This is a genomic window from Streptomyces sp. NPDC005899 (genome assembly GCF_040629645.1).
In the GTDB taxonomy this organism is placed as follows: Bacteria; Actinomycetota; Actinomycetes; order Streptomycetales; family Streptomycetaceae; genus Streptomyces.
The window spans coordinates 1-16,115 of record NZ_JBEXWB010000126.1 but is presented as its reverse complement, the minus strand read 5'-3'; the positions used below and the strand labels follow the sequence as shown (position 1 = coordinate 16,115).

At 72.2% G+C, this 16,115-nt stretch carries 13 protein-coding genes; 10 read left to right on the top strand and 3 right to left on the bottom strand.

From position 1 onward, the window contains the following. Positions 1-830: 830 nt before the first annotated feature. The 4 genes from ABZ371_RS16440 (at position 831) to ABZ371_RS16425 (ending at position 4,948) form a co-directional block, all read left to right on the top strand. Positions 831-1,514: a formylglycine-generating enzyme family protein gene (locus tag ABZ371_RS16440; RefSeq protein ID WP_358679429.1), complete on the top strand. Its 684-nt coding sequence runs from the start codon at positions 831-833 to the stop codon at positions 1,512-1,514. 94 nt (positions 1,515-1,608) lie between these two features. Then, positions 1,609-1,971 (top strand): hypothetical protein, encoded by a 363-nt coding sequence (locus ABZ371_RS16435; protein ID WP_358679427.1) that lies wholly within the window; start codon positions 1,609-1,611, stop codon positions 1,969-1,971. A gap of 67 nt (positions 1,972-2,038) precedes the next feature. Beyond that, positions 2,039-4,162, top strand: coding sequence for a SpoIIE family protein phosphatase (locus ABZ371_RS16430; RefSeq protein ID WP_358679425.1), 2,124 nt, complete (start codon positions 2,039-2,041; stop codon positions 4,160-4,162). A gap of 231 nt (positions 4,163-4,393) precedes the next feature. After that, positions 4,394-4,948 (top strand): hypothetical protein, encoded by a 555-nt coding sequence (locus tag ABZ371_RS16425; RefSeq protein ID WP_358679423.1) that lies wholly within the window; start codon positions 4,394-4,396, stop codon positions 4,946-4,948. Between the two features lie 73 nt (positions 4,949-5,021). On the opposite strand, the gene ABZ371_RS16420 is transcribed toward ABZ371_RS16425, so the two are convergent. Then, entirely contained in the window at positions 5,022-5,804 is a 783-nt protein-coding gene (locus ABZ371_RS16420; RefSeq protein ID WP_358679420.1) for a TSUP family transporter, read from the bottom strand. A 253-nt stretch (positions 5,805-6,057) separates the two neighbouring features. Next, entirely contained in the window at positions 6,058-6,612 is a 555-nt protein-coding gene (locus tag ABZ371_RS16415) for a lytic transglycosylase domain-containing protein (RefSeq protein ID WP_358679417.1), read from the bottom strand. A gap of 467 nt (positions 6,613-7,079) precedes the next feature. Between ABZ371_RS16415 and ABZ371_RS16410 the strand changes: the two genes are divergently transcribed. From ABZ371_RS16410 to ABZ371_RS16390, 5 genes are all read left to right on the top strand, one after another. Then, on the top strand, positions 7,080-8,027 hold the full coding sequence (locus ABZ371_RS16410; RefSeq protein WP_358679414.1) for an NADP-dependent oxidoreductase: 948 nt from the start codon (positions 7,080-7,082) through the stop codon (positions 8,025-8,027). Positions 8,028-8,053: 26 nt separating this feature from the next. Then, positions 8,054-8,647 carry an HD domain-containing protein gene (locus ABZ371_RS16405; RefSeq protein WP_358679411.1) on the top strand — a complete coding sequence of 198 codons (594 nt, stop codon included), beginning with the start codon at positions 8,054-8,056 and terminating at the stop codon, positions 8,645-8,647. 175 nt (positions 8,648-8,822) lie between these two features. Next, the gene (locus ABZ371_RS16400) at positions 8,823-11,186 is read left to right on the top strand and encodes an Orn/Lys/Arg decarboxylase N-terminal domain-containing protein (RefSeq protein ID WP_358679408.1); all 2,364 of its coding nucleotides are present in this window, start codon (positions 8,823-8,825) and stop codon (positions 11,184-11,186) included. 189 nt (positions 11,187-11,375) lie between these two features. Then, complete coding sequence (locus ABZ371_RS16395; protein ID WP_358679405.1) at positions 11,376-11,690, top strand: glycosyltransferase; 315 nt, start codon at positions 11,376-11,378, stop codon at positions 11,688-11,690. Positions 11,691-11,921: 231 nt separating this feature from the next. Continuing rightward, positions 11,922-12,737 (top strand): hypothetical protein, encoded by an 816-nt coding sequence (locus ABZ371_RS16390; protein WP_358679403.1) that lies wholly within the window; start codon positions 11,922-11,924, stop codon positions 12,735-12,737. A gap of 97 nt (positions 12,738-12,834) precedes the next feature. On the opposite strand, the gene ABZ371_RS16385 is transcribed toward ABZ371_RS16390, so the two are convergent. Beyond that, positions 12,835-13,491 (bottom strand): DUF5701 family protein, encoded by a 657-nt coding sequence (locus ABZ371_RS16385; protein ID WP_358679400.1) that lies wholly within the window; start codon positions 13,489-13,491, stop codon positions 12,835-12,837. A 279-nt stretch (positions 13,492-13,770) separates the two neighbouring features. On the opposite strand from ABZ371_RS16385, the gene ABZ371_RS16380 reads away from it, so the two are divergent. Continuing rightward, the gene (locus tag ABZ371_RS16380) at positions 13,771-16,068 is read left to right on the top strand and encodes an N-acetylmuramoyl-L-alanine amidase (protein ID WP_358679397.1); all 2,298 of its coding nucleotides are present in this window, start codon (positions 13,771-13,773) and stop codon (positions 16,066-16,068) included. The last annotated feature ends 47 nt before the right edge of the window (positions 16,069-16,115 follow it).

Genomic DNA, 16,115 nt, shown 5'->3' with positions numbered 1-16,115 from the left:
TGGTGCCGGTACGGCACCAGGGCCCCGAAGGAACTGCTACACCATCTGCCGGCATGTGTGCTGCGCCGGACTCTTCTTCCGCGCCGGCTCCCGGGGGGTGGGAGCGTTCCGCGGGGATCGCGGTTGCTTGACCGGAGACCACCTCACTATCGATGTCCTGCGGTACCCGGACTCCGAACTTCCGCCCGGGCGATCCTTGATGGCGCCTCGCTCCTCCGTTCTTCCCTCTGGTGATCAACTGCGTGCGGCTCTCGTCGGAGCCGTCGGACGGCCTGTCGAGCACCGCCCTGTCCGACAGCCAGCCCCGTCGCCCGTCCTGCATCCTCATCGGCTCAGAACCCCACTGCCGGACTTCCCGGTGCGCGCGTCCGCAGCCGACGCCTTCACCGAGGTACTGCTTTCAACTGCTTCGCTGCGGTACTGCTCGTGGCGGCCCCTGATCACTGCGGGCCACCCGGTCCGGTCGCCAGTCCCGTCGCCGTCCTGCAACAACCCTGGCTTCGCGACTCCGCCACCGCACCGTGCTTCAGACCGGCGCTGAGCCGGCACTTCGGGTACGACTGCCCGGCAGTTCGTTCCTGCCGGGCCCTGCTGACTTCCTGGTTACGAGAGAAACCATAGCCACACCACTGACCAATGTCTACTGCCGTCGCCATAGATTTCTGCACGCTGGACAGCGAGCTATCCGATCCCGGGTGAAGACGGAAAAAAGCGGCCGTCGGGCCAGGCCTTCGCCCGGTGGCGGTGACGGTCGTCGCGGCACCCGCCGGTACCGATCTCTCACGGAGAAACGGCAGGCGGTGGGCGGGGGCCGGATAGAGTGACGCCCCGTGGAAACCGGAGCAGGAAACGACATGGTCGCGGTCCCGTCCGGGCTGGTGACACTGTCGGACCGCCGGACGAACAGCAGTTGGCCGGTCGAGGTCCAAGCGTTCCGCATGTCGGCGTTCCCCGTCACCCAGTCCCGATACGCACGCGTCACGGGGCGGCGGCCCAGTAGCTCCCGGGGTGAGCGGCTGCCGGTCGAGGGCGTGTCGTGGTGGGATGCCGTCCGGTTCTGCAACGCGCTGTCCCGGCGCGAGGGGCTGACGCCCGCCTATGACCTGTGCGTCGACGGTTCGACGGCCGAATGGGACACCACCGCTGACGGGTACCGGCTGCCGACGGAGGCCGAATGGGAGCTCGCCTGTCGTGCGGGGACCACGGGAGCACGGTACGGCGGACTCGACGAGGTCGCCTGGTACCGGGACAACTCCGGCGGGCGCATCCATCCCGTCGACGGCAGGAAGCCCAACGCCTGGGGGCTGTACGACATGCTGGGCAACGTGTGGGACTGGTGCTGGGACGTCTACGACGCCGAGGTCTACGGAACCTACCGCGTCCTGCGCGGCGGCGGATGGGCCGACGAGCACTGGAGCTGCCGGGCGTCGGTGAGGCGGCGCAGCCATCCGACGTTCCGCATCGACGACGTCGGATTCCGCATCGCACGTTCCGTACCAGCCCCTGGGCCGTGAGCAATCGCGTCCCCTGACCGGACAGTTGCGCCGGTTCGACGTGGTGGTCGACAGGGCGGCGGCACGCCGGGCTGGCCTGGACCGACCGGCCCCGATGCGACGCATGGTGGTGATGGGCAACGCCTCGGCCGCCGAGGACGTCGGCATTCCGGCCAACGAACTGCGGTGCACCGACAAGAACGCCTCCGGCTTCGACCTGGCCGCCTTTTCGGCCGCCTCCCCTGGGTCGACGGGTCGGGCGCTGCGCCGCACTGGGGCGCCCGTGGTGAGTATCCCGGGCTCGGTGTTCGACCGCCTGCCGTCGGCTCCGTCCGCTCCGGCCCTCGGGCGGCCTGAGCTGCCGGGACCCGCGCGGTCACCGCTGACACGGCCGCGGCAACCGGAGGGGGCCGACGCCGACAAGGCCGCGGCACCCGGCGTGGACCGCCACGACCGTGGATACGCCGCCGCCGCGTGAAACCTCCCTCACCACGGCCACCTCTCACATGACCTTTTTACGCCTTCAGCGGCTTACTGTCGTATATGTGAGTGATGACAGGGCGGCTACGGAACGCGCAGCGTCGCTGGACCAGGTTCTCAGCGCCACCGTGCAGAGTACGGGCGCTTTGGCCGCGGGCGTGTACCTGCTCGCGCCGGACGAGCCGGTGCTCTGTCTGACAGCCGTCTGCGGGCTGCCGGTGAGGGCTGCGGAACCGTGGCGGCGGGTGGCCGTGTCGGCCGCCGGTCCGCTGTCCGAGGCACTTCGGGAGGACCACCTCGTCTGGGTGGGCCGGCAGGAGGACATGGCCCGTCTGTATCCGAACGCGGCGGCCGGGCTGCCGTACCAGTTCGCGCTCGCCTTCGCCCCCCTGCGCGGTCTTCGCCCCTGGGGGGTGCTGGTGCTGGTGTGGCCCAAGGAACGCCCTCCGTCACTGACCCGGCGCGAACGCGGGCACATCCTGTCCAGCGCGAGCCGCGTCGCCCAGGCCCTGGACCAGGTACCCGGCCCGCCTCGTATCCCCGACCTGCCGCGCGCGGTACCTCTGCTCCGGCCCGGACCTGACCCGGCGCAGACCGGGCTGGCCGCCGCGGACCTGCTGCAACGGCTGCCCGTCGGTGCCCTGAGCCTCGACCTGCAGGGACGCATCACCTACCTCAACGAGGCGGCTGCCCGGATGCTCGGCCGCGGTTCCGACAGCCTCATGGGCACTCTGCCGTGGCAATCCGTGGCCTGGCTCGACGACCCGGTCCACGAGGACCACTACCGCACCGCGGTCTTCAGCCGGGAGCCTGTCGCCTACACCGCCCTGCGCCCGCCGGACGACTGGCTGGACATCCGGCTCTACCCCGGCGACACCGGCATCAGCGCCCTCCTCTCCCCCAGCGCCGGCCGGCCCCCGGCGGACGCCCCGCCGCTCCACGTCACCGCGGCCCTGGGTGGGGCACCGGAGACGGCCGGCACCGGACGGGTGCACCAACTGATCCACCTGGCCGCCGCTCTGAGCCAGACGGTCACGGTGGCCGACGTCGTCGACATGGTGGCCGACCAGGTGCTGCCCGCCTTCGAGGCCCGGGGGATGGTCATCTCCGTCGCCGACGCCGGGCGCCTGAGGATCATCGGGCACCGGGGTTACGACCCGCGGAGCGTGGCACGCCTGGACGGCCTGCCTCTCGACACCGACCTCACTCCCGCCGGTCACGCGCTGCGCAGCGGCACTCCGTCCTTCTTCGCCGACCCCGCCGAAATGACCCGCGCCCATCCGCGGGCGGCCGTCCTCAGCGGTAAGCGGGCCTGGGCGTTCCTCCCGCTGGTGGTCTCCGAGCGGCGGGTCGGCTGCTGCGTGCTGTCCTACGAGAACCCGCACCCCTTCGACGCGAGGGATCGCGCCGTGCTCGTGTCACTGGGTGGGCTCATCGCCCAGGCCATGGACCGGGCGCTCCTGTACGACGCCAAGCACGACCTCGCCCATGGTCTGCAGCAGGCCCTTCTGCCGGTGACGCTGCCCCACCTGCCCGGCCTGGCCGTCGCCGCCCGCTACCTGCCGGCCGCCCACGGCATCGACATCGGCGGTGACTTCTACGACCTGATCCGGCTCGGTGACACCAGTGCCGCCGCCGTCATCGGGGACGTGCAGGGGCACAGCATCAAGGCCGCGGCCCTCATGGGCCAGGTCCGCACGGCGGTCCACGCGACCGCCGGCACCCGGCCCGGCGAGGTCCTGGCCCGCACCAACCGCGTCCTGATGGACCTGGAGACCGATCTGTTCGTCTCCTGTCTGTACATCCACATCGACCTGTCGAACCAGGTCCTCCACCTGGCGAGCGCCGGACATCCGCCCGCGCTTCTGCGCAGCCCCGACGCGGCGCCGCGCACCACGGCGCTCGACGTGGAGCCCGGGCCCTTGCTCGGCGTCAGTCTGTGTACCGAGGACGACTACCCGGTCACCACCGTCCCCCTGCCCGCCGGGTCCCTCCTCGCCCTCTACACCGACGGCCTCGTGGAGACCCCCGGTACCGACATCACCGACTCCATCAGCGCCCTCGCCCACCACCTCACCACGAACGGCCACCTCCCCCTGGACGACCTGGCGGCCGGCCTTCTCCATCACGCCGACCTCCATCACGCCCGTACCGACGACATCGCCCTGCTCCTCCTGCGCAGCCGATAGGACCGGGGCGCCTTCGTCCGCCGACGGCCCCCGGCCGCGAAGAGGCGCGAGGAAGCCGACCGGCGTGCGGTCGGCCTCGTCACCGCCTTCCCGTGCGGCCGGTCTCGTCACCGCCCTCCCGTGCGGCCGCCCGGTTCCCGCCCGGGCAACGTCCGCAAGCGTGTGCGGTTCCGCGGCACTCCCGCCGGGTAGGGCGTCCTCGGACGGACGGCGGGTGGCGGGGGGCGTCGCATGGGGCGGACAGGCCGGAACTGGCTCTGGCGGGTGGCCGGTGCTTTCGCCGTGCTGTGGCTCGCGGGCGGCCTCGCCGTCGTGTGGCTGCTGTTCGGCGCCCGGCTGGGGGCGCTGACAGGCATCATGGGGCCGACCGGCACCTTCGTGGTCAGCGGCTGCTACGAAGGGTTCGAGGGCACCGACACCCACTGCCGGGGCACGTACACGCCGTCCTCCGCGCCCTCGTCCGCCGGCGCGACGGCGGCGCGGCCCATGCTGCTGCGCTCCGCCTCCGGGGACTTCCGGCCGGCCACCCGGCTCGACGTCCGACGCGTCGGTGACGCGGTCTTCGAGCCCTCACCCCTCGCCGCCGCCGAGAACGTCACGTTCGCCACCGCCACGGCCGCCAGCCTCCTCCTCCCCGCCCACTGGCTGCTCGTCTGCGCCCGGCGCGGGCGCCTCCTCTCCGGTGACGGCTACGTCTTCGTCTGGCTGGCGTCCCTGCTCGGCGGCGTCGCCCTCGGTGTCCTAGCCCTCCCGGTGGTATGGCTGCTGGCGGCGGTCCGGGGGTAGCGATGCCCGCCGGCCGATCGGTGCGGGTCCGTCCGGACGGCGCAGGGTGCTCGGCGGCCGGTGGATGCCGCGGTCAGCGCAGCGCCTGGACCGCGTAGAGCGCGCCCACGGCCGCGGCGAGGGTGCCGAGCAGGAGGCGGAGCGCGGTCTCGGGCAGGCGCGGTTGCAGCCGTGCTCCGAGGTATCCGCCGAGGAGGCCTCCGGCCCCCGTGGAGAAGCCCAGCAGCCACTCGGGGGCGACGTCGCCCGTGGCGGCCAGGGAGAGCAGCGCGTACGTCGCCGCGCCGACGACGGATGTCACGAAGGTGGAGGCGAGTGCGGCGGGTGCGACGGTGGCGACCGGCGCTCCGCGGCCCACGAGGATCGGGCCGAGCAGGGAGCCGCCCCCGATCCCGTAGACGCCGCCGACCACGCCGACGGCGAGGGCCAGTGTCCTCGTCGCTCCCGGTGACGGTTGCCGCTGGGTGCCGGCCGCCGCGGGACGTACCGTCCGCAGCCACAGCCACAGCCCGAGCGGCAGGAGCAGCATGGCGACGAGCAGACGGAAGACACGCGGGCCCGGGACGGCGAAGACCCTGATCACCGCGCCCACGACGACGCCGGGAACGGTACCCGTGACGAGGAGGCGGGTCAGGGTCCCGGCCGGTCGCCCGCCACGCCGGTAGCGCAGGAGAGCGCCGGGACCGGCCACGACGTTGTAGAGCAGGTTCGTGGGTGTCACGGCCGGACTCGGCACGTCCAGCAGGCTGACCTGCACCGGCAGCAGGAAGACGGCACCGGAGACACCCACGGGCGCGGTGGTGAGCGATATCAGGAGCCCGGCGGCGAAGCCGAGCAATCCCGTTGACCACTCCACGGCAATCCCCTCGGCAGCGCCGCTCGGCTCCCGGACGGGCTCCGCGTCGGGCGCCTCCCGTTCCGGCGCCCGGGGCACCCGGCCCCTGCCCGATCCAACCGTCCTTCGAGGCCGCGCACAACAGCCGTCCGAACCGCGGACGTGGCACACCTCCAGCCGGTACGCCCGTCCCCGGTACCGAACGAGCCCGGGTCTCCGCCGTGACGCGCTCGACCGGTTGCCCCGGGCGGCGCTGCCCCGTCCTCGCCGCAGCTCAGCCGGTCACGGCGTCCTGCGGCCTGCCGCGGTCCGCCAGTATCCCGGCCGCCCGACTGCGGTGGGCCCGGTAACGGCGCAGGTACGACCGGGCCATGGGGCCCGGTGGTACCCCACGCGCGAAGGCCCGCATGTTGCGTTCGCCCGCGTTGTACCCCAGGGCGAGCAGTTCGTCGCGGGTGTAGCGGCGCACATGTCGCTCCGGAAGGACCCGGTCGAGGTCTTTCAGATGCAGGGCCGCCGCGTGCACGGCGAACGCGGGGTCGTCGCGCAGGTCCTGCCAGCGCTCTGAGAGGCCGTGCGTCCTGCGCACCTCTTCGAACGTCATCCGGTGCATGTTGGCCACTCCGAAGGAGGCGCCGGGCTTCCACCACTGCCACAGCCGTTCCAGGAGCGGATGGTGCGGTTTGTACGCCTCGTTGTGGAGCACGGTCATCACCAGCAGGGGTGAAACCCCGGCCTCCTCGGCACTGCGCACCACATGCACGGCGTAGTCGGCCGGGTCGTAGCCGCCCCGTCGCAGAGGAGGCTTCTGTGCCTCGTCGCGATCCACCGGCGGGGATTGCCGTTTCGAGTCCGCCGTCGTCCGCCGGGCCATCCTCACTCACCACTCTCCTGCCACCCGCCCTGACCTGGAACGGCAGGACGTTCACCGTGTCCAGCTGCGTATGCCCAGGTGGTGGGGGTTCAATCCGCCCCGTCCGACGCGTCACGGCGGCCGTTCGGGGCGCCCGGCCCCGGCGGCAACGGCCGTGGACCGCCCGGCGGGCGGGGACAGCTCCGGTGGGCGGGAACGCCCACCTCGTCCGGGCCGCTCCGGCAGGCCGGTCGCAGCCGCGCCCGGCCTGCTGTGCGCCGGCACCGGTGTGCGGGGGTGGCGCATACCGCGGGCGCCGAAGTGGCCCACGCGGACGGGACGACTGGAGCATACGGTCGAGAGCACGGCACATCGCGTGCCCCGGTGGCCGGTCCGGGCATCGTGTGCCTGTACGCGCCACCCCTTCGCTCCGAGGACTCCTCATGCAGGCCATCACCGTCCGCGACCCCGACGCAGGTGCCGGCGGACTCGCCCTCACCGAACTGCCCTATCCGCACGCTGCCGAGAACGATGTCGTCGTGCGGGTCCACGCCGCCGGTTTCACGCGCGGAGAACTCAGCTGGCCCGGGACGTGGACCGACCGCGCAGGCCGCGACCGGACCCCGAGCGTGCCCGGGCACGAGTTGTCGGGCGTGGTCGACAAGCTGGGATACGGGACCACCGGCCTCACCCTCGGCCAGCGGGTCTTCGGCCTGGCCGACTGGACCCGGGACGGATCGCTGGCCGAGTACACCGCGGTCGAGGCCCGCAATCTGCCCCCGCTCCCCGCGGATGTCGGCCACACCGTGGCCGCCGCGCTGCCCGTCTCGGGGCTGACCGCGTGGCAGGGGCTGTTCGATCACGGGCGACTCACGGCCGGACAGACGGTCCTGATCCACGGCGCGGCCGGGGGTGTCGGATCGGTCGCTGTCCAACTCGCCCGGGAGGCCGGTGCACGGGTGATCGCCACCGGCCGGGCCGCCGACCGGCAGACCGCCCTCCGCCTGGGCGCCGACCTCTTCCTTGACCTCCAGGCGGACCGGCTGGAGGACGCCGGAGATGCCGACGTCGTGTTCGACGTCATCGGCGGCACGATCCTCGACCGCTCGGCCGGGCTGGTGCGCGCCGGCGGGACGCTCGTCACCATCGCCGCGCCGCCGACCGTCAGGCCCGTGAACGGGCGGGCCGTCTTCTTCGTCGTCGAGCCGGACCGCGCGAGACTCACCGACCTCGTACAGCGGCTGAGGGACGGCCGGCTCGAACCGGCCGTCGGGGAGGTACGCCCACTCGCCGAAACGCCCGCCGCCTTCGCGCCCGGACGCCGCGGAAGGCACGGGAAGACCATCATCCGCGTCGTGCCGGACAGCACCACGGAGGCAGGCTCGCAATGACCCGTATCTCGCTCCCCTCTCTCCCGATGCCCGACAGTGCGACGGCCGCCGCCGCCCTGGACGTGGCGACCGACCACCTCTCCCCCGCGCTGCTCAACCATTCGCTGCGGGCCTACGTGTGGGCGGCCGCCCGCGGAACGGCGGACGGCGTCCCCTTCGACGCGGAGCTGCTCTACGTCGCAGCGCTGTTCCACGACATCGCACTGGTACCGGTGTTCGACAGCCACACCGTCGCGTTCGAGGAGGCGGGTGGCCGTCTCGCCCAGGTCTTCGCGGCCGGCGCCGGATGGCCGGCTGAGCGCCGCGCGCACCTGTCCGACGTGATCGTCCGCCACATGTGGCCGCACGTGGACGCGGTCGAGGACCCCGAAGGGCATCTGCTGGCCCGCGCCACCGCCACCGAGATCGTCGGCAGGGAGGCGGACGACTACCCGGCCGCTTTCCGGGCCGAGGTGCTCGGGCGCTACCCCCGGCTCGACCTCACCGAACAGTTCCTGGTGTGCTTCCAGGGCCAGGCCGCACGCAAGCCCGGCAGCTCCGCGGCCGGCGCGGTGCGATCGGGGCTCGCCGGCAGGATGGCCGCCAACCCGCTCGACTCCCCCGCCGCGCCCGGGGTTTGACCACCCCGGTCTGCACCTGCGGATCATCGGCTCACGCCCGGCCGGCCCGTCCCGCCGCCGGACCGTTTCGCCTCAACCCCTCTTTCGAGTGATCCGTCCGGTAGGAGCCGACGCCCCGGACAGCAGCCGGAACACTTGGCCGTGAAACCAGTCCGCGCGACCCCGTGGAGATGTCATGGCGAACGGTACTGTCCTACTGGCCCTTCCCACGGATCCGCTGGGCGGCGGCGTGAGCGGTGACCAACTCCGCCGTATCGGCAAGGAACTGGAGAACCGGGGCCTGGAGGTCCGCTGGGCCGGGACGGCCGAGGGCGCCTGCGCGGCGTTGCGCACGGAGGCCGGGCTGACCGCGGCCGTGGTGGGCTGGGACCTTCCGTCCGAGGACGGCGGAAGCGCCGAGGGCGGTGGCGCGGCCGTGCTGCGCCAGATCTCTCGGCGCTTCAAGGAGCTGCCGGCCTTCGTCGTGATGACGGAAGAGTCCGACCACGGCCTGGACCGCCTCCCCCTGTGGGTGGCCGAGATCGCGGTCGGGTACATCTGGCCTCTGGAGGACACCCCGTCCTTCATCGCGGGGCGGGTGGCGGGTGCCGCTCGGGCCTACGGCGACGCCGTCCTGCCGCCGTTCTTCAAGGCCCTGCGCCGCTTCGACGACGCCCACGAGTACTCGTGGCACACCCCCGCGCACTCGGGCGGGGTCGCGTTCCTGAAGTCGCCGGTGGGGCGGGCGTTCTTCGACTACTACGGTGAGCGGCTCTTCCGGACGGACCTGTCGATCTCGGTGGGGGAGCTGGGGTCCCTCTTCGAGCACAGCGGTCCGATCGGTGAGGCGGAGCGCAATGCCGCCCGGATCTTCGGCGCCGACCGCACCTACTTCGTCCTGCACGGGGACTCGACCGCCGACCGCATGGTGGGCCACTACTGCGTGACCACCGACGAGATCGCCCTGGTGGACCGCAACTGCCACAAGTCGGTCCTGCACGGGCTGGTGATCTCCGGCGCCCGTCCGGTCTACCTCGTCCCCACCCGCAACGGGTACGGGCTGGCCGGCCCGCTGCCGGCCGGTGAGATCGGGGCCCAGGCGGTGGCCGACCGGATCTCCTCGCACCCACTGACCCCTGGCGCGGTGTCACCGCGGGCCCAGTACGCCGTGATCACCAACTCCACCTACGACGGCCTGTGCTACGACACCGTCCGGACCGCGCGAGCCCTCGCGCCCAGCACCCCCCGGCTGCACTTCGACGAGGCGTGGTTCGCCTACGCGCGCTTCCATCCGCTCTACGCCGGCCGGTACGGCATGGCCGTCGGGCCGGAGGCCTTCGAGGAGGGCGACCACCCGCCCGGGGAGAGCGACCGCCCCACCGTCTTCGCCACCCAGTCCACGCACAAGCTGCTGGCCGCGCTTTCGCAGACGGCCATGGTGCACGTCAAGTCCTCGCCGAGGGCGCCGGTCGAGCACGAGCGCTTCAACGAGGCGTTCATGATGCACGGCACCACCTCGGCCCTGTACCCCGCCATCGCGTCCCTCGACGTGGCCGGGGCCATGATGGACGGGCCTCAGGGTGAGTGGCTCGTCCACGAAGCGGTGACCGAGGCGATCCGCTTCCGGCAGGCCGTCGTCCGGACGGGACGCAGGATCGCGGACGCCGGGGACCGGCCGCCGTGGTTCTTCGGCATCTGGCAGCCCGACACGGTCACCGACCCGGTCTCGGGCACCCGTACGGCCTTCGCGGACGCATCGCCGGCGGCGCTGGCCTCGGATCCGGCCCACTGGCTGCTCGAGCCGGAAGCCCGGTGGCACGGCTTTGCGGGACTGAGCGAGGGCCAGTGCATGCTGGACCCCATCAAGGTGACCCTGACCTGCCCCGGGGTCTCCGCGACGGGTGAGACGGAGCCGTGGGGCATTCCCGCCCGCATCCTGACCTCCTACCTCGCCCGCCGCGGCATCGTGGTGGAGAAGACCGACACCTACACCACCCTCGTCCTGTTCTCCATGGGGATCACCAAGGGGAAGTGGGGGACGCTGATGGACGCCCTGATGGACTTCAAGGCGCTCCACGACGCAGACGCCCCGCTGCGGCAGGTCCTGCCCCAGCTGGTCGAGGAGTACCCGCGGCGCTACGGTCACGGCACCTTGCGCGGCCTGTGCCAGGACATGCACGAACACCTCACGCGCGCCGAACTGATCACCGCCCTGGACACCGCCTTCCAGCAGCTTCCCGAGCCGGTCCACCCGCCCCAGCACTGCTATCAGCGGCTGATCAGGGGAGGCACCGAGCGCGTCACGCTCGCGCGGGCCGCAGGAAGGGTCGCCGCCGCGATGGTCACCGTCACACCGCCCGGGATCCCCGTGCTGATGCCCGGGGAAGCCCTGGGCGCACCCGAGGGGCCCGTTCTGCGCTACCTCGGCGCGCTGGAGGCCTTCGACCGGGCCTTCCCCGGCTTCCACAGCGAGGCCCACGGAGTCACCATCGACCCCGAGACAGGCGATTACCTCATCGAGTGTGTGCGACTGGACGGCGCGCCGGAGGACGACGCGTAGGGCCGGGTGTCGGACCGCTGACGCGTTCGGTCCCCGTACGGAAGCCGTGGTGGGCAACTTCCCCGTTGTCCGGTCGACTTCGTGAGGGGGTGGTGTCCGGCATGTGGGGCGTCTGCGGGCCACGGCTCCCGCAGTGCCTGCCATCATGTGCGCTGGTACATCGTCCATTCCCGAGGAGCGCCACCGATCATGCGTATGCCCCGCCTCACCACCGTCGTCCTGGCCACCGCTCTCGGCATCGCCGGCACCCTCGCCACCGGCCCGGCCGCCGGAGCCGCGGCCCCGCTCGGATGCCAGTACAAGGTCGTGTGGCCGACCGTCGGCGTGTACGAGAACCCGAACCCGAACAGTGTCGTCGTCAAGACCAAGTACGCCGGCGACATCGTGGGTGCTTCGACCTGCGAGGGCGCCTCGTACAACGAGTACAGCTACGCCCTGGTCGCCACCGAAGCCGCAGCGGACGGTCGGGGCTGGATACGCGTCGGAGCGCTCGTCGCCATCTGAGGACCATCCGGGTGCGCCTCGTACTGCGAGGCGCACCCGGGCGGCCGAGGTCGGGGTTCATGGGCTCGACCGGGGGCCGCCGAGTTCCGGCCGAGGCACCCGGTGATCGGGCGCCCCTTGCTCCGGTGGGCCTACGTAAGGGCATCGGGCCGCGCTCCCCCGTCACCACACCATCGAGCAGGGGCGCCTCGGTTCTGGTCCTGCGGCGGATTCCCTGTCACGATCGGTTCCATGACGCAACCAGCCCTGGCGGCAGCGGTGTTGGCGGCAGCTCTCATCACCTACGGCGTTCTGGGCGTCGCCTGGTGGTCACGCGACCGGGCCGACAGGAGGGCGGCGGCGCACCTGGGCTCGCGGGAGATCGACCCGTACCACGCCGCCGCCACGGCGCGGTGGCCGGAGCGGGCCGACCGGGTCGCGGCGGCCGAGTTGATCAGAGGCGGCACCGTGAGCATCGACGACGAAGGCTTCCTCACCGTCACCGAACGGTGCGACCTTCGGGCGGAGGGGTCGACGTACCGACCGGAGCACCCCGTCCCGGTCGCACTGCTCGACGCCCTGACGCGGCACGGCGGCAGGGCGACCCTGCGCGGACTCGCCGGCGACCCGCCGCTGCAAGCAGCCCGGGAAGCCTTCCTGTGCGCCGAGGGCGCCAAGTTTCCCCGCTGGGCCGACCGCCGGGAGGACGGCCTCCGCACCCTCGCCACCTCGACCGTGCTCCTGGTGACCCTCTTCTACGCCGTACAGGTCATCTTCCTGCGTGAGGCGCTCGCGCCGCACGGCGTACTGGAGGCCGTGTTCTCGGTCGCTTTCCTCGTGGTCCTGTGGCTGATGCTCGCGGTGCCCACCGGCTGGTTCGTGCTGAGGTACTGGCCGGACCGCCGCGACCATTTCGACGAGCACTGCGCACGACTGCCGGAGCACCCCGCCCTCGCGGCCCTCGCCGAGAGCCGGCGGGCGGCGTTGATCAGAAGCGCCGACCACCAGGAGCCTTGGGAAGTGGAAAGGTACCGCTGGGTCGACGTGGACTCGCCCGGACCCGACTAAGCCGCACTGTTCCGCGCGAGGTGTCCTGTCCGCGCGGCCTGTCCGCACGGCGAACCGCCCCGCCGACGGCTGACGGAGCGGTTCGCCGTCCGCGGCACTACCCCCTGCGGTCGGTGGCGGAGGCGAAGCCCAGCCAGGTGTGGCGGTTGCCCCACCAGCACCAGCCGACCTTCGGGGCGTCGCGTCGCTCGCGACCGTCCCGTCCGGTGCCGTTGCTGATCCAGAGGGCCGGGGTGCGGGCGTCCAGGGCGCCGTCGGCCTTGCGCAGCCGGGAGCCGATGGTCATGAAGCAGTGACCGCGTTCCAGGATCGCGGGCTGCTGGAGCACCCAGTGGATGCCCTCGGTGAGCAGCAGCGGGGTGCGGCCTTGTGCCGCGATGGCGGGCAGGGCCTCTTCGGGGCTCCAGTTGGCCATGTGGTCGCCGCGGTCGAGGCCGGTGACGACGTGGACGGGTGCGTCGGACAGATCGACCGCGCAGGGGGTGAACCGGTCGACGTCGGACATGTCGGTGACGACGAAGCCGGGCTTCCCGGCGCGGCGGAGCAGTGGCGCGAGGGCGGAGGCCGGGGCGCGGTCCGGGTGCAGGGTGAGGAGGGCGCCGCCGTCCGCGGGGCCGGCGCCTTCGGCGACGGCCCGCAGGTCGTCGGCGGGCACGCCTGCCAGCTCGTGCACCCCGAGTTCGATCAGGCGTTCCGCCTGGCTGGTCAGTGGCGGGAGCGGGGACGCGGCGACGGTGGGCGACGTTTCGGGCAAGGTACTCCCCCGGTTCGAAGTGCGCGGCAGTGGGCGTGAGGTGAACGAGACGGCACGCCGGAGTGTTCCCCGTGCGGGGTGCCGGTTCACCGGACCTGACCTTCCGTCGATCGTCCGGGGCCGTGGACGTCATCGACGTCGACCGTGATTGTGACCACTCCGAGTCCCGGCAGTGCACACAGAGCGGGGGCCATGCGCGAAGATCGTATGAAACGACGGCCTGTGGCCGGCGCATCCTCATCACTGCCGCTGCGGCAGTCATTCATCCTCGGGGACCACGTGCGAGTGAAACGAAGAATATGGGCCACGGCTGCCGTCGCGACGACGGCCGTGGCGGGTGTCCTGGTGTTCGAGGGGGTGACCGGCACCTCCGACGTACCCGACGGCATCGGCGCCTCCTCAGGCCCGGCACGGACCGAGGTGCACCGGTCGGCCCTGAAGGTCGCCGAGGACGGGTCAACGGCGTCCCTGCGACAGGGCAGCACCGAGCCGTTCAGCATGCTGGGGGTCACCTGGACCGATCCGTCGGCCAAGGTCACGGGCAGCGTTCAGGCGCGTACGCGGTCCGCCTCGACCGGCAAGTGGTCGGCATGGCTGCCCATCGACACCGAGGTCGACGGGCGCACGGAGACGGGCCGCCCCGGCACCCGCGGCACGACCGAGCCCCGCTGGGTCGGGCCCTCCAACGGCGTCGAGGTACGCGTCTCGGCCGGTGGCGGCTCGTCCGCCGGGCTTCCCGCAGGTCTGCGGCTCGACACCGTGGACCCGGGCAAGGGATCCGGGGCCGAGCCCGCCGCGTACGCCGTCGACGCCACCGACGAGCCGTCAGCCGATCCCACGGACGCCACGGCGGACCCCACTGACGCCCCGTCGGCCGAACCGACCGAACCGGCAGACGGCGAGACGACCGAACCGGCCACCGAGTCCCCGAGCCCCAGTGCCTCGGAGGACCCTGCCCCCAGCACGGAGCCCGGGACCAGCACGTCGCCCTCGGCTCCCGCCACGACGCCGTCCGCCACGACCGGGCCGACGTCGACGCTCCCGCCGCCGCTTCCCTCGACTGCACCCAAGCCCGCGATCGTCACCAGGGCCCAGTGGAAGGCCGACGAGTCGCTCAACGACGAGTCCCCCGACTACATGGACACGGTCAAGGCCGTCTTCGTCCACCACACCGCGCAGACGAACACGTACAACTGCGCCGACTCGGCCGCGATCGTCCGGGGGCTGCACGCCTACCACGTGCAGTCGAACGGCTGGAAGGACCTCGGCTACAACTTCATCGTGGACAAGTGCGGCACGGTCTTCGAAGGCCGCAAGGGCGGCGTGGACCGCGCCGTGATGGGTGCGCACACCTACGGTTTCAACCGGGAGACGACGGGCATCGCCGTGATCGGGATGTACACCGACACCTCGGCCGCGACCGCCGCGACGACGGCTGTGGCCAGGATCGCTGCATGGAAGCTCGGGCAGTACGGCGTGGACCCCGCGGAGACGGTCAAGCTGACCGCGGGCGCGGCCGGCAACAACTACGCCGGCAAGACCTTCACCGCGGGCACCGCCTACTCGTTCGGCCGGATCTCCGGGCACCGTGACGGCTTCAACACCCAGTGCCCCGGCACGAAGCTGTACGCCCAGCTGCCGACGATCCGCAGCTACGCGGCCGGGCCCGTCACGGGCCTCGTGGTCAAGTCCGTCACCGGCGCCGTGCTGTCGGGCACCTCGTACCACACGAAGGCGGACATCACCGTCGGCTGGTCCGCGACCACGCCGGCCGTGTTCGTCACCGGGTACGAACTGCTGGTGGACGGGAAGGCGGTCGCCTCCGTCCCGGGCAGCGCCTCCTCCGCCAAGGCCACCCTCGCCGCCGGGAGCCACAAGGTCCAGGTGCGGGCCACTCACCGGTCCGGGAAGACCTCCCTGTCGGCGGCGGCGACGGTCGTGGCCGACCGGACGGCGCCCGTGTTCTCCACGAAGCCGAATCTGTCGCTGCGCACCGGCACCGTGAGCACCTCGGCCGTCCCGCTCACCCTGAAGTGGAAGGCCACCGACGCGGTGCAGTTGCGGGACGTGCGCCTGACCGCACCGGTCGCCAAGACCTACGGTCCGACGACCACGAGCGCGTCGCACACCGCGAAGCCCGCGGTGGCGAACACCTGGAAGATGACCGCGTACGACCGGGCGGGCAACGGCGCGGCCGCCTCCGTGGCGGGTACGCCCGTCATCCTGCAGGAGACCTCGGCCACCAAGCGCGGTAGCTGGACCACGAAGTCGTCGTCCAGCTACCTCGGCGGCAAGTCGCTCTCGAGCAGCACCAAGGGGGCCTCCCTGACCTGGACGTTCACCGGCCGGTCGGCGGCCTGGGTGGTGTCCCGGGCCTCCACGTCCGGCCAGGCTCAGGTCTACGTGGACGGTGTCAAGGCGGCGACGGTGGATCTGAAGTCGTCCACCACCAAGTACCGCCAGGCGATCTGGACGAAGTCCTGGTCGGCCTCCGCCAAGCACACCGTGAAGGTCGTGGTGGTGGGTACGTCCGGCCGTCCCGCCCTGACCACGGACGGCCTGGTCTACCTCAAGTAACCCGGCGTCCCCCGCGCCGGACCCGCACCGCCGGGCCGGCGCGGGCC

Coding starts and splice junctions, on each gene's coding strand:
- ABZ371_RS16435 (WP_358679427.1), top strand. CDS start 1,609: ATGCGACGCATGGTGGTGATGGGCAACGCCTCGGCCGCCGAGGACGTC.
- ABZ371_RS16425 (WP_358679423.1), top strand. CDS start 4,394: ATGGGGCGGACAGGCCGGAACTGGCTCTGGCGGGTGGCCGGTGCTTTC.
- ABZ371_RS16410 (WP_358679414.1), top strand. CDS start 7,080: ATGCAGGCCATCACCGTCCGCGACCCCGACGCAGGTGCCGGCGGACTC.
- ABZ371_RS16405 (WP_358679411.1), top strand. CDS start 8,054: ATGCCCGACAGTGCGACGGCCGCCGCCGCCCTGGACGTGGCGACCGAC.
- ABZ371_RS16400 (WP_358679408.1), top strand. CDS start 8,823: ATGGCGAACGGTACTGTCCTACTGGCCCTTCCCACGGATCCGCTGGGC.
- ABZ371_RS16395 (WP_358679405.1), top strand. CDS start 11,376: ATGCGTATGCCCCGCCTCACCACCGTCGTCCTGGCCACCGCTCTCGGC.
- ABZ371_RS16390 (WP_358679403.1), top strand. CDS start 11,922: ATGACGCAACCAGCCCTGGCGGCAGCGGTGTTGGCGGCAGCTCTCATC.